Genomic DNA, 12,557 nt, shown 5'->3' on the forward strand with positions numbered 1-12,557 from the left:
GTTCCCTTTCGAGGGGGCCGCGGCCTTAGTGTTGGTGGGTACTCCCTTACCGGTATGACGGAGAGCGCAGGCCCCCATGGTGCAGATCAAGACCCCCGAGCAGATTCGCAAGATGCGGGAGGCGGGGCTTGTCGTCGCGGCGATCCATGCCGCGACCCGGGAGGCGGCCGTTCCGGGCGCGACGACGCGGGACCTCGACGAGGTCGCACGCAAGGTGATCGCGGAGCACGGCGCGAAGTCGAACTTCCTCGGGTACGGGGGCTTCCCCGCGACGATCTGCACCTCGAAGAACGAGGTCGTCGTCCACGGCATCCCGAGCGAGAACGTCGTCCTGGAGGACGGCGACATCATCTCCATCGACTGCGGCGCGATCGTCGACGGCTGGCACGGGGACGCCGCGTACACCGCCTTCGTGGGCTCCGGTCACGCTCCGGAGCTGCTCGAGCTCTCCCGGGTGACCGAGGAGTCGATGTGGGCCGGAATCGCCGCGATGAAGGCCGGCAACCGGCTCGTGGACATCTCCCGCGCCATCGAGACGTACATCCGCCGCCAGCCGAAGCCGGGCGGCGGCAAGTACGGGATCGTCGAGGACTACGGCGGCCACGGCATCGGCACCGAGATGCACATGGACCCGCACCTGCTGAACTACGTCGAGCGCCGCCGAGGCAAGGGCCCGAAGCTGGTCCCCGGCTTCTGCCTGGCGATCGAGCCGATGGTCTCGCTCGGCACCCCGAAGACCGAGGTCCTCGAGGACGACTGGACGGTCATCACGACGGACGGCACCTGGTCCTCGCACTGGGAGCACTCGGTCGCCCTGACCGAAGAGGGCCCCTTGGTCCTGACCTCCCCCGACGGCGGCAAGGCGAAGCTGGCAGAGATGGGCGTGACGGCGGCGCCGGATCCGTTGGCCTGACCCTCGGTTTCGGCGCTGAGCGCGGCCGATATGCCCCTGGGGCGCACGAAGTGTGCCTTTCAGGGGCGCGGGGAACTGCGCGACCAGCCACGACGGCGGCACACTCGGCGAAGATCGCCAGCCCCTGCGGCGGGCTCGCGGATCGCTGTGGGCGGAGGCTTAGGGATCTTTGTGGTAGGGCAGAATTCCTGGATTCGTCTTTCCGGGGGTCCTGACGTAGACTGACTCGTCGGCTCTCGTGTATGCGCATGTCCGCAGGTCGGAACGCGGCAGACACGGAAGTCGATCAAGGTAGTCGATTCGAAGGGCGAAGCGTGGCCAAGAAGCAAGGTGCCATCGAGATCGAGGGCACTGTCGTCGAGTCTCTGCCGAACGCCATGTTCAAGGTCGAGCTCCAGAACGGCCACCAGGTCCTGGCACACATCAGCGGCAAGATGCGCATGCACTACATCCGCATCCTCCCTGACGACCGGGTCGTGGTGGAGCTGTCTCCGTACGACCTGACGCGTGGCCGGATCGTCTACCGGTACAAGTAGATCTTGCCCGAGTCCCGCACTCTGCGGGCCGCCGGCAACTGACCCGGAGAACCTCACCCATGAAGGTCAAGCCGAGCGTCAAGAAGATCTGCGACAAGTGCAGGGTGATCCGCCGTCACGGCCGGGTCATGGTGATCTGCGACAACCCGCGCCACAAGCAGCGCCAGGGCTGACGTAGACCCGTTCACTGCAGTTCGTTCGTAGATTTCGCGCGACGCAGCACATTCAGTAAATATGCAGGGCCCGCCGGCGCCGAGCACGTCTCGTCGTGGCGACACCCTCGGTCGGAGGCCGAGGACCCAGCTCGTACCAAATCTTTGAGCTCAAAGAGGACGGCGGCTGGGAGTGGTTCTGCTGCAGACCTCCGAGTATCAACAGGAGCCTTGAATGGCACGCCTTGAAGGTGTTGACCTCCCGCGCGACAAGCGCGTCGAGGTTGCCCTCACCTACGTGTTCGGCATCGGGCGTACGCGCGCCCAGCAGACGCTGGACGCCACCGGTGTGGACCGCAACGTCCGTGTTCGCGACCTGAGCGAGGAAGACCTCGTCAAGATCCGCGAGTACGTGGACCAGAACTACCAGACCGAGGGTGACCTCCGTCGCGAGATCCAGGCCGACATCCGCCGCAAGGTCGAGATCGGCTGCTACCAGGGTCTGCGCCACCGTCGTGGTCTGCCGGTCCGCGGTCAGCGCACCAGCACGAACGCCCGCACCCGCAAGGGCCCGCGTCGCGCCATCGCCGGTAAGAAGAAGCCGGGCAAGAAGTAGTCCTCAGCGGACGCTTGACCAAGCGGTCTTCGCTGTAGGACCGACCACCTCCCGTAGGAGATATAGATGCCCCCCAAGGGTCGTCAGGGCGCTGCCAAGAAGGTGCGCCGCAAGGAAAAGAAGAACGTCGCTCACGGCCACGCGCACATCAAGAGCACGTTCAACAACACGATCGTGTCCATCACGGACCCGACCGGCAACGTGATCTCGTGGGCCTCCGCCGGCCACGTCGGCTTCAAGGGTTCGCGCAAGTCGACCCCGTTCGCCGCGCAGATGGCCGCCGAGTCGGCCGCCCGCCGCGCGCAGGAGCACGGCATGCGCAAGGTCGACGTGTTCGTCAAGGGTCCCGGCTCCGGCCGTGAGACCGCGATCCGCTCCCTCCAGGCCACGGGCCTCGAGGTCGGTTCGATCCAGGACGTGACGCCCACGCCGCACAACGGCTGCCGTCCGCCCAAGCGTCGCCGCGTCTGACCCAGGTCAGCAGCGCAGGCCGCTTGGTCTGAGGTTTCCGGGCGGTACGGCTCTCGTCAGAGGCCGTGCCGCCCGTACCATTGCAGCTGTAGTACATATCGGGCTACCGCCCGGTGAGTCGGGCATCAAATAGTGGGTGCCCATGACTGAAGGATTCGCAGAATGCTGATTGCTCAGCGTCCCTCGTTGACCGAAGAGGTCGTCGACGAGTTCCGCTCCCGGTTCGTGATCGAGCCGCTGGAGCCGGGCTTCGGTTACACCCTCGGCAACTCCCTCCGCCGCACGCTCCTCTCGTCGATCCCCGGCGCTGCTGTCACCAGCATCCGCATCGACGGTGTCCTGCACGAGTTCACCACCGTGCCGGGCGTCAAGGAGGACGTCACCGACCTGATCCTCAACATCAAGCAGCTGGTCGTCTCCTCGGAGCACGACGAGCCGGTCGTGATGTACCTGCGCAAGCAGGGCCCGGGTCTGGTCACCGCCGCCGACATCGCGCCCCCGGCCGGTGTCGAGGTGCACAACCCCGACCTCGTCCTCGCCACGCTCAACGGCAAGGGCAAGCTGGAGATGGAGCTGACCGTCGAGCGCGGTCGCGGCTACGTCTCCGCCGTGCAGAACAAGCAGGTCGGTCAGGAGATCGGGCGCATCCCGGTCGACTCGATCTACTCGCCGGTTCTCAAGGTCACGTACAAGGTCGAGGCCACGCGTGTCGAGCAGCGCACCGACTTCGACAAGCTGATCGTCGACGTCGAGACCAAGCAGGCCATGCGCCCGCGTGACGCCATGGCGTCCGCCGGCAAGACCCTGGTCGAGCTGTTCGGTCTCGCCCGCGAGCTGAACATCGACGCCGAGGGCATCGACATGGGTCCGTCCCCGACGGACGCCGCCCTGGCCGCCGACCTGGCGCTGCCGATCGAGGAGCTCGAGCTCACCGTTCGGTCGTACAACTGCCTCAAGCGCGAGGGCATCCACTCCGTGGGTGAGCTCGTCGCCCGCTCCGAGGCGGACCTGCTCGACATCCGCAACTTCGGTGCGAAGTCGATCGACGAGGTCAAGGCCAAGCTCGCCGGCATGGGCCTCGCGCTCAAGGACTCGCCCCCCGGGTTCGACCCGACCGCCGCCGCGGACGCCTTCGGCGCCGACGACGACGCGGACGCGGGCTTCGTCGAGACCGAGCAGTACTGATCGGTCCCGCTTTCCGGGGGACGCTCGCGTCCCCCGGATCTCCGACAGGCAGCCGCCTGCTCGGACACTGACTCCGGTACCTGATACGGCCGGGGCAGACATCTAGGAGAAATCATGCCGAAGCCCGCCAAGGGTGCCCGTCTGGGCGGCAGCGCCGCGCACGAGAAGCTCCTCCTCGCGAACCTCGCGAAGAGCCTCTTCGAGCACGGCAAGATCACGACGACCGAGGCCAAGGCCCGTCGTCTGCGCCCGTACGCGGAGCGTCTGGTCACCAAGGCGAAGAAGGGCGACCTTCACAACCGCCGTCAGGTGCTCCAGGTCATCACGGACAAGAGCGTCGTCCACACGCTCTTCACCGAGATCGCCCCGCGCTACGAGAACCGTCCGGGTGGTTACACCCGCATCACCAAGATCGGTAACCGCCGTGGCGACAACGCGCCCATGGCTGTCATCGAGCTGGTCGAGGCCCTGACGGTCGCGCAGCAGGCCACCGGTGAGGCCGAGGCCGCCACCAAGCGTGCCGCCAAGGACGCCGAGGCTGCCGCTCCGGCCGCCGAGGTCGTCGAGGACGCCAAGCCGGCCGAGGCCGCCGAGGAGTCTAAGGACGCCTGATCGCGTTCTTGATGTGAAGCGGGCCCGTCCCCGGATCTCCGGGGCGGGCCCGCTTTGCGTGCCGCCGGGGCCCGTGCGTCAGCGGCGGACGACCTTGTCGCAGCGGCCGAGCCAGTCGCGGTACTTCGCGGAGCCGTCCTTCGGGCCTTCGAGCAGGGTGTCGACGACCTTGTTGACGTCGTCGAACAGGGCGCGGCCGGTCGGGGCGCCCATCTCGCCGTCGCCGGCCAGGCCGTGTTTGTGCTGGTAGCGGCCGACGGCGGCGCGGGTCTTGGCGTCGTAGTCACCGTCGACGGTGACCCGCGGTTCCTGGAACCAGTTCACCGCCTGCTGCACACAGCGGGTCTCGGCTTCGGAGACGGTGGCGCGGGTCGGGTGCGCGCCGGCCCGGTCGTCGGAGCCGGAGCCGGATCCGGAACTCGAATCCGAGCCGGTGCAGGCGGTCAGTCCGGCGGCGAGGACCGCGGTGGCGAGAGCCGCCGCGGCACGCGTGGTCCACTTGTTCATGGTTCCCCCTGGAGCAGGTGGTCGATCTTGGTCTGTGCAGGGGGACGCCCGGCCGCGCCGGTCAGTTGCGGTCGGGGCGGAAGTTCGACAGGAGGCATGAACCGGTGACCGATGAGGCAGCTCCCGGGACCGTACGCGTACGGCTGGATCTCTCGTACGACGGGACGGACTTCTCCGGATGGGCCAAGCAGGCCGGCGGGCGGCGCACCGTGCAGGGGGAGATCGAGGACGCGCTGCGCACCGTCACGCGCTCGCAGCGGACGTACGAGCTGACGGTGGCCGGGCGGACCGACGCCGGGGTGCACGCGCGCGGCCAGGTCGCCCATGTGGACCTGCCCGACGAGGTGTGGGCCGAGCACCGGGAGAAGCTGCTCAAGCGGCTCGCGGGGCGGCTGCCCAAGGATGTGCGGGTGTGGTCGGTGGCCGAGGCGCCGAGCGGGTTCAACGCGCGCTTCTCGGCGGTCTGGCGGCGCTACGCGTACCGCGTGACCGATCTGCCGGGCGGCGTCGACCCGCTGTTGCGGGGTCATGTCCTGTGGCACGACTGGCCGTTGGACGTCGACGCGATGAACGCGGCCGCCGAGCGGCTGCTGGGGGAGCACGACTTTGCGGCGTACTGCAAGAAGCGTGAGGGCGCCACGACGATCCGGACGCTGCAGGAGCTGAGTCTCGTGCGCGGGGACGACGGGATCGTCACGGCGACCGTGCGGGCCGACGCCTTCTGCCACAACATGGTGCGCTCGCTGATCGGTGCCCTGCTGTTCGTCGGCGACGGGCACCGGCCGAGCGACTGGCCGGGCAAGGTGCTGGCCGCCGGGGTCCGCGACTCGGCCGTGCACGTGGTGCGGCCGCACGGCCTGACGCTCGAGGAAGTCGGTTACCCGGCCGACGAGTTGCTCGCCGCGCGCAACAAGGAGGCGCGCAACAAGCGGACACTGCCGGGCTCCGGCTGCTGCTGAGCACCGGAACGGCCTGGTCCGAATTGGCCCCAAGTCTCCCGTCTTCACCCGTGAAGTGACCTTCTTCACGCCGCGATCACACAACCCTTGTCCCGCATGCGCGAATTGCGTTGATTGTGACGCGAGTCGGGCTGCTCAGGAGGGCGAGCGACGCCCGATAAAGGCTTGATCGTGCCTTGTGGGGTGATCGGTCGAACCTTCAATCACCGAAAACCATTACGGTATCTTCACTTCTCGGCACGATGTGAAGGCGTCGCGTTTCTGGGGAAAACGGGGCAGGGGGATGGTTGTGTCCGGGACCGTTGCGGGGCACGAGAGTGTGGATGCGCGGCGCAGCCGCCACAGGCGAGGCAGGGGCGGTCGACGGCTCGTCGTGACCGCGCAGGCCGACATGGTCTACGGGACGGTCGTCCTCGTCCCCGCGCGGAACGAGGAAGTCGGGGTCTTCACCTCGCTCGAGTCGCTGGCGCGGCAGTCCCGGCGCCCCGACCTGATCATCGTGGTGGTCAACAATTCGACCGACCGGACCGAGGAGTACGCCCTCCAGTTCGCTCATGACGAGCGCACCCCGCCGACGGTCGTCCTCAACTTCCCCGACAACCCGCACAAGAAGGCCGGCGCTCTCAACCACGGCCTGGCCTGGCTCAGGAACGCCGTCGGAGGGCGGCTCGACGGCCGGGTCGGCCACATCCTGGTCATGGACGCCGACACCGAACTGCACCCGAAGTTCATCGAGCGGGCGCGCAACGTGATCGCGTCGGACCCCGAGGTCGGTGGCGTCAGCGCGGCCTGCTTCGGGCGCACCGACCTGTGGCGCAACCCATGGCAGCGCTATCTGCTCGGCATGCAGATCATCGAGTACGGCCGGGCGGCCCGGGCGCGCTACCGCACGGACGTCCACACCATGTCGGGCGCGGGCTCCTTCTACCGGGCCGAGGCGCTGCAAGGCCTGATCGACTGGCGCGGCGAGGTGTTCTGGGAGGACCACCGCAACCTCGTCGAGGACTACGAGACCACCCTGGCGCTGAAGGAGTCCGGCTGGAAGGTCACGGCCAACGAGCTGTGCATCGCGTACACCGACCTCATGCCCACCCTGCGCGAGCTGACCCAGCAGCGTGAGCGGTGGAGCCGGGGCACCGTGGACGCGCTGCGCCAGCGCGGCTGGACCAAGTTCACCTGGCACTCGATCACGACGATGATCCTGGGCCTGTTCGGCTTCGCCTACATCTTCATCTGGGGTGCGCGCCAACTGCTCGCCGCGGCGCAGTACACCGTGAGCACGCATCCGCTGCTGCTGCTTCTTCTCGCGTTCTGGGTCCTCTACCCCGCGATGCGGGTGAGGAGCCTGGGCTGGAAGGCCATGCTGGTCGAAGCTCTCATCCTTCCTGAGCTCGTCTACACCGTCGTGCGGGCGTACTGGATGGTCTCGTCGATCTTGAAGTCGTACGTCACCCGTGTGTCCGCCTGGAAGTAGCCGCGGACAGGCTCAGGAGCAAACAGCTAAATGAACGTCCTCAGGGGCCTCGGCGCCTGCGCGGTGCTGGCCGGCATCGCGTACACCGTCACCAGGGTGACCCAGGTCAGCGGCGTGGTCATCGGCTACACCGCCATAGCCATCGTCGTCTCTCTCACGGGCTGGGCGCTCTCGCTCAGGCGGCTTCGGCACGACCGCCGGGTGGCGGGCGCGACCAGGCGCCGCAAGCGGTCCGGTGGCGCGCGGAGCATCCTTGCCGGAGCGGCCGTGCTGGCTCTGCTCGGCGGAGCCGGGATCGCCGGCTACCGGTGGTGGACGCAGGAGCAGGATTCCGCGGTCCTCACCGTGCGGTACCGCACGCACGGTGCGGCGGACGGGGGCGCCGCCCAGCCCTGGCTGGAAGTCATCAACACGTCCGGCAGGACGGTGGACCTCGCGGATGTCAGGCTCCGGTACTACTACACCGCGGACGGCGACGCCGAGTACGCGGCCAACTGCACCCGGACGGCCCTCGACTGTTCCCATGTCAGTCTGCGCACGGTGCCCGCGGGGAACACCGGGTCGGCGCGTGACGCCTACCTGGAGGTCGGCTTCACCGGCGCGGCCGGAACGCTGAAGCCGGGCGGGACGACCCGGGCGATCGGGCTCCAGCTCTACCGCGTCGACCACAAGAAGGTCGACCAGTCGGACGACTACTCCTTCGACGCGACGATGACGGTGTACCAGGAGTCCGCGCGGGTCACCGCCTACCTGGACGGGGTCCAGGTGTGGGGCGAGGGGCCGGACGGCGACACCGAAGGCACCGAGGTGAGTGCCGGCTCCGGGGCGGGCACGGCCCGGATACCGGAGGGTGTCCTGTTCGACGACTTCGCCTACACGGGGCCGGACGACAAGGCGCTCGCCGCCCACAACTGGGAGGCACGCGACGGCGAGGGCGGACCGGGCATCAAGGACTCCTGGTCGAAGAAGGCGGTCACCTTCCCCTCCGGCGAGAGCGGTGCCAGCGGGCAGGTCGTGCGTCTGGAGGCCGCCACGGACGGCACCAAGAAGGGCACCGTGCAGTCCGAGTTCCACACCGTGCGACCCGTGTTCCGCGAGGGCACCCTCGCCGCGCGTGTGTACTTCGGCAACACGCCGGTGCGCGGCAAGGACGGCGACCATGTGTCCCCAGCACTCTTCGCCATCTCGCCGGACCACAAGTCGAAGAAGTACAGCGAGCTCGACTTCGAGTACATGCCGAACGGCGGCTGGGGCCGCTACGGCCCGATCCTCGACACCACCAGCTGGCGCAGCAGCGAAGACCTCGACCGGGTCACCGAGCCCCACACCCGGAAGCTCGAGGGCTGGCACATCCTGACGATGACCGCGGTCGACGACAAGGTGACCTACGCCGTGGACGGAAAGAAGCTGTACACGAGCGGTAAGGCCTACTTCCCGCGCGAGTCGATGACCGTCAACTTCAGCAACTGGTTCGTCGACCTCCCCTTCCAGGGCAAGCGGTCCTGGGAGGTGAAGGTCGACTGGGTGTACCTCAAGTCCGGTGCGGCCGTCCCGGCCGACGAGGCGGCCGAGGCCGCGGCCGGTCTCGCCGCGCAGGGAACGCCCTACGTGAACACCTTGCCGAAGAAGGGCTGACCTCGCCCCCGGGGCGTGCCCCCGGCGCGGGCTCAGCCCGCCGTGGCCGCCGCGGAGGCCTGTGTCTGGCCGCGCCGCTGGATCTGCTGGAAGGTGAACGCGCGCAGGTCGTCGCCGAGCGTGAACAGCATCGTGTCCTTCTTGGTGGCGTCCTTGCCGTTGGTCAGGCCGCCGTTGGTGAAGTACACGTACCGGCCGACCGAGTTGGACGTCTGGCGGCAGACCGTGGTGCGGCAGAAGGCGGGCACGCCCGAGCCGGGCAGCGAGACGACGGCGCCCCGCAGCTTGTACTGGCCGGCGGCCTTGGCGGCCTCGGCCTTCGTGTCGAAGACGGCCACGCCGACGGTCACCGCGGTGTCGCCCTTGGTGTAGGTGGCGCGGATCATCTGCGTGCAGTCGTTCTTCTTCAGCACGCCGGCCAGGGCGCCCTGCGCGGCCGAGGAGCAGTCCTTGGTGTGGGTCGAGGCGCCCTTCTTGTAGACGTTGCCGCCCATCGTCAGGGTCTTGCCCGGGTAGAGGGTGTCCTCGTTCAGCGGCGCCCGGTCCTTGTCGGCGCTGTTGATGAAGTCGTTGGGGTCGAGCGGGGGCGGCGGGGTCGTCGCCTCGAAGGACGGGCCCGGCGTCTTGCCCTCGCTGGGGATGTCGGCGGTGCTCGGCAGCTGCTCGGCCGGCTTGTTCCCCGCCTCGTTGTCCTTGTTCGCCGAGACGATGCCCCAGGCGACGAGGGAGCCGACCGCGAGGGTCGCCGCGACGGCGCCGCCGATCATCATCCAGCGGCGTTTGCGTGCGCGGGCCTCGGATGCCTCGGCGAGGGCTGCCCAGTCCGGGGTGGATCCGTTGTCTTCGGGGCCCCACGGGGCTCCCCCTTGCCCGAAACTCATGCGGCGCATCTTACGGGGAGCGGCCGCGGGGGAGTTCCCCGCGCCAAGGCCCGGCCTGACTTACCGTTAGCCGCATGGATCAGGGTAAATCACCCGTTTTGCACTGGCTGTTGCTGCCCGCGTCCCGGCTCGGGTGGGCCGTGCTCGGGGTGGTGCTCGTCGCCGTTCCCCTGCACGCCTCCCTGCGCGGTGTCACCGGGGGGATGGACAACGGGATCGTCGTCCAGGCCGCACGGGTGTGGCTCGACGGCGGGTCGCCGTACGCGGACCCGCACTTCCTGTACTTCCCGAGCGCCGTGCTCGCCGCCGTGCCGCAGGCGCTGCTGCCGGCCGGCGTGCTGCGCGCGAGCGTCCCGGCGCTGGTGACCGCCGGGCTCGTCGCCGGGTGGGCGGCGGCGCTGCGGCTGCACGGGGTGCCGTGGCGGAGCCGCTTCGCCATGGGCGGCCTCACGGCGCTCGCGCTCGGCTTCGCACCCTTCGCCCACCTCGTCACCCTCGGCAACTGGACCGTGACCGCCGCCGTCGCGCTGCCCTGCGCCCTGCTGCTCGCCGCCCGGGAGCGCTGGGTCGCGGCCGGGCTCGTGCTCGGCGCCGCCCTGGCCCTGAAGCCGCTGCTCGCCCCGGTCGCTCTCCTCTTCGTCCTGGCGCGGCGCTGGAAGGGGCTCGCGGCGATGGTCCTGGTCCCCGTCGCCGCCTCGCTGGCCGCCGCCCTGGCCATGCCGGACCCGGCGGGCTTCGTCACCCGCACCCTGCCCTTCCTGCTGCGCGGCGACGACGGCTTCGTACGGCTCTACGAGGCCTCGCCCGGGGCCGTGCTCGCCCGGCTCGGGCTGCCGGTGCCCCTGGCGAGCGGGATCGCGCTGGCGGCGGCCGCCGCCGGGATGTGGTGCGCGGCGCGGCGGTGGGGGAGGGGCGACCGGACGCCGGCCCGGCTCTCCGAGACCGCGACGCTGCTGATGCTGTCCGCGTTCCTGGTCTCCCGGCCCTCGTACGACCACTACCTGCTGGTCGCCGTGCCGCTCCTGGTCGCCGGGGCGACGGCGGCGGGCGCCGTGGCGGGCGGCCCCTGGTTCTGGACGGTGCTGCTGCCGCAGGTGCCGGGGCTCGCCCGGCCGTGGCTGGACGCGGAGACGCGCAGGGCGTTCCTGGACTGCGCGACCCTGTGCGGGCTGGTCCTGGTCGCCGGGCTCCGTGCTGCCCGCCGCGCCCCGGCCGCCCTGGAGTCTTCCGGCAAGGCGGGACCGCCCACGGTCCCCGGTTCCCGGGACGGCCTCGTTTTGACCCGTCCGGGGCGGCGCGGGTACTCTGCCTAGTCGTTATGTGTATCGGCGTGCTCATTCTCATGTGAGAGGCCGTACACGGGTTCCCTGGAGCAGTTACCAGTGGGCGGCATACGGGCGCTGAACCCGGCACTGTCGTCCCCAGCTGCACGATCGCTTCAGTGATGCCATGTTCAGCACCCATCCACTGAAGAAGAAGGCTGCGAAGTGCGTACGTACAGCCCTAAGCCCGGCGATGTGTCCCGCCAGTGGCTCGTCATTGACGCGCAGGACGTCGTCCTGGGCCGTCTGGCCACCACTGCTGCGACTCTCCTCCGCGGCAAGCACAAGCCGACCTATGCCCCGCACATGGACATGGGCGACTTCGTTGTGATCATCAACGCCGACAAGGTTCACCTGTCGGGCAACAAGAAGACCCAGAAGATGGCGTACCGCCACTCCGGCTACCCGGGTGGTCTGCGTTCCGTGCGCTACGACGAGCTCCTCGAGAAGAACCCCGAGAAGGCCGTCGAGAAGGCCATCAAGGGCATGCTCCCGAAGAACACGCTCGGCCGTCAGATGCTCTCGAAGCTGAAGGTCTACTCGGGCGACCAGCACCCCCACGCTGCCCAGCAGCCGGTGCCGTTCGAGATCACCCAGGTCGCGCAGTAGTTCCGGCCACACCCCCAAAGACAGAAAAGAATCTGAGGAGAATCGTGGCCGAGACCACTGCCGAGACGCCGGTCGAAGAGACCGAGATCGTCGACGTCGAGAGCTACACCACCGAGTCGGACGCGCCCGTCGAGGGCGAGTACACCTCGGAGTCCAACCCGGCCCGCTTCGGTGACCCGCAGCCGGCCGCCGGCCTGGGCCGCCGCAAGAACGCCATCGCGCGCGTTCGCATCGTGCCCGGCACCGGCAAGTGGAAGGTCAACGGGCGCACGCTCGAGGACTACTTCCCGAACAAGGTCCACCAGCAGGAAGTCAACGAGCCCTTCAAGGTGCTCGAGCTCGACGGCCGCTACGACGTCATCGCCCGCATCTCGGGTGGCGGCGTCTCCGGTCAGGCCGGCGCCCTGCGCCTCGGCGTGGCCCGCGCGCTGAACGAGGCCGACGTGGAGAACAACCGCGGCGCCCTCAAGAAGGCCGGCTACCTCCGCCGCGACGACCGTGCGGTCGAGCGCAAGAAGGCCGGTCTCAAGAAGGCCCGCAAGGCCCCGCAGTACAGCAAGCGCTAAATCTCGCTGCCTGCTTGTTTTTCCCGTTCGCCCCGGCGGGCCCCTACCTGGCGCCGGGGGGGTCGGGGTTTTGTCGGCGAAGTTGTGTGGGGCCCCCAGTGGGTCGAATCATGGGCACC

General features: G+C 69.0%; 15 protein-coding genes. 13 read left to right on the forward strand and 2 right to left on the reverse strand.

The features are described 5' to 3' along the window. Nucleotides 1-76: 76 nt before the first annotated feature. From map to rplQ, 7 genes are all read left to right on the forward strand, one after another. Nucleotides 77-913, forward strand: coding sequence for a type I methionyl aminopeptidase (map, locus tag ACFW9D_RS19280; RefSeq protein WP_188337373.1), 837 nt, complete (start codon nucleotides 77-79; stop codon nucleotides 911-913). Between the two features lie 314 nt (nucleotides 914-1,227). Beyond that, nucleotides 1,228-1,449: a translation initiation factor IF-1 gene (gene infA / locus ACFW9D_RS19285; protein WP_003948620.1), complete on the forward strand. Its 222-nt coding sequence runs from the start codon at nucleotides 1,228-1,230 to the stop codon at nucleotides 1,447-1,449. A gap of 59 nt (nucleotides 1,450-1,508) precedes the next feature. Continuing rightward, nucleotides 1,509-1,622: a 50S ribosomal protein L36 gene (gene rpmJ / locus ACFW9D_RS19290; RefSeq protein WP_003974245.1), complete on the forward strand. Its 114-nt coding sequence runs from the start codon at nucleotides 1,509-1,511 to the stop codon at nucleotides 1,620-1,622. 214 nt (nucleotides 1,623-1,836) lie between these two features. Next, on the forward strand, nucleotides 1,837-2,217 hold the full coding sequence (rpsM, locus tag ACFW9D_RS19295) for a 30S ribosomal protein S13 (protein WP_161304251.1): 381 nt from the start codon (nucleotides 1,837-1,839) through the stop codon (nucleotides 2,215-2,217). Nucleotides 2,218-2,283: 66 nt separating this feature from the next. Continuing rightward, the gene (rpsK, locus tag ACFW9D_RS19300; protein ID WP_003948617.1) at nucleotides 2,284-2,688 is read left to right on the forward strand and encodes a 30S ribosomal protein S11; all 405 of its coding nucleotides are present in this window, start codon (nucleotides 2,284-2,286) and stop codon (nucleotides 2,686-2,688) included. Nucleotides 2,689-2,850: 162 nt separating this feature from the next. After that, nucleotides 2,851-3,873, forward strand: coding sequence for a DNA-directed RNA polymerase subunit alpha (locus ACFW9D_RS19305; protein WP_003966937.1), 1,023 nt, complete (start codon nucleotides 2,851-2,853; stop codon nucleotides 3,871-3,873). Between the two features lie 114 nt (nucleotides 3,874-3,987). Then, on the forward strand, nucleotides 3,988-4,485 hold the full coding sequence (gene rplQ, locus ACFW9D_RS19310; RefSeq protein ID WP_188337372.1) for a 50S ribosomal protein L17: 498 nt from the start codon (nucleotides 3,988-3,990) through the stop codon (nucleotides 4,483-4,485). A 78-nt stretch (nucleotides 4,486-4,563) separates the two neighbouring features. Here rplQ and ACFW9D_RS19315 read toward each other — a convergent pair whose 3' ends face one another. Beyond that, complete coding sequence (locus ACFW9D_RS19315) at nucleotides 4,564-4,992, reverse strand: peptidoglycan-binding domain-containing protein (RefSeq protein WP_384623325.1); 429 nt, start codon at nucleotides 4,990-4,992, stop codon at nucleotides 4,564-4,566. A 104-nt stretch (nucleotides 4,993-5,096) separates the two neighbouring features. Between ACFW9D_RS19315 and truA the strand changes: the two genes are divergently transcribed. The 3 genes from truA (at nucleotide 5,097) to ACFW9D_RS19330 (ending at nucleotide 9,060) form a co-directional block, all read left to right on the forward strand. Further along, a complete protein-coding gene (truA, locus tag ACFW9D_RS19320) occupies nucleotides 5,097-5,951 on the forward strand; it encodes a tRNA pseudouridine(38-40) synthase TruA (RefSeq protein ID WP_188337370.1) in 855 nt (284 codons plus the stop codon). A 373-nt stretch (nucleotides 5,952-6,324) separates the two neighbouring features. Continuing rightward, a complete protein-coding gene (locus tag ACFW9D_RS19325) occupies nucleotides 6,325-7,425 on the forward strand; it encodes a glycosyltransferase family 2 protein (protein ID WP_188337369.1) in 1,101 nt (366 codons plus the stop codon). 30 nt (nucleotides 7,426-7,455) lie between these two features. Further along, on the forward strand, nucleotides 7,456-9,060 hold the full coding sequence (locus ACFW9D_RS19330; protein ID WP_384623327.1) for a cellulose binding domain-containing protein: 1,605 nt from the start codon (nucleotides 7,456-7,458) through the stop codon (nucleotides 9,058-9,060). Nucleotides 9,061-9,092: 32 nt separating this feature from the next. On the opposite strand, the gene ACFW9D_RS19335 is transcribed toward ACFW9D_RS19330, so the two are convergent. Then, entirely contained in the window at nucleotides 9,093-9,941 is an 849-nt protein-coding gene (locus ACFW9D_RS19335) for a hypothetical protein (RefSeq protein WP_384623329.1), read from the reverse strand. A gap of 74 nt (nucleotides 9,942-10,015) precedes the next feature. Between ACFW9D_RS19335 and ACFW9D_RS19340 the strand changes: the two genes are divergently transcribed. From ACFW9D_RS19340 to rpsI, 3 genes are all read left to right on the forward strand, one after another. Continuing rightward, complete coding sequence (locus ACFW9D_RS19340) at nucleotides 10,016-11,254, forward strand: glycosyltransferase family 87 protein (protein WP_384623331.1); 1,239 nt, start codon at nucleotides 10,016-10,018, stop codon at nucleotides 11,252-11,254. A gap of 174 nt (nucleotides 11,255-11,428) precedes the next feature. Next, the gene (rplM, locus tag ACFW9D_RS19345; RefSeq protein WP_188337365.1) at nucleotides 11,429-11,872 is read left to right on the forward strand and encodes a 50S ribosomal protein L13; all 444 of its coding nucleotides are present in this window, start codon (nucleotides 11,429-11,431) and stop codon (nucleotides 11,870-11,872) included. 44 nt (nucleotides 11,873-11,916) lie between these two features. Continuing rightward, nucleotides 11,917-12,438 carry a 30S ribosomal protein S9 gene (rpsI, locus tag ACFW9D_RS19350; protein ID WP_188337364.1) on the forward strand — a complete coding sequence of 174 codons (522 nt, stop codon included), beginning with the start codon at nucleotides 11,917-11,919 and terminating at the stop codon, nucleotides 12,436-12,438. The last annotated feature ends 119 nt before the right edge of the window (nucleotides 12,439-12,557 follow it).

The sequence above is a fragment of the Streptomyces sp. NPDC059524 genome (assembly GCF_042749255.1).
Classification (GTDB): domain Bacteria; phylum Actinomycetota; class Actinomycetes; order Streptomycetales; family Streptomycetaceae; genus Streptomyces; species Streptomyces xanthii.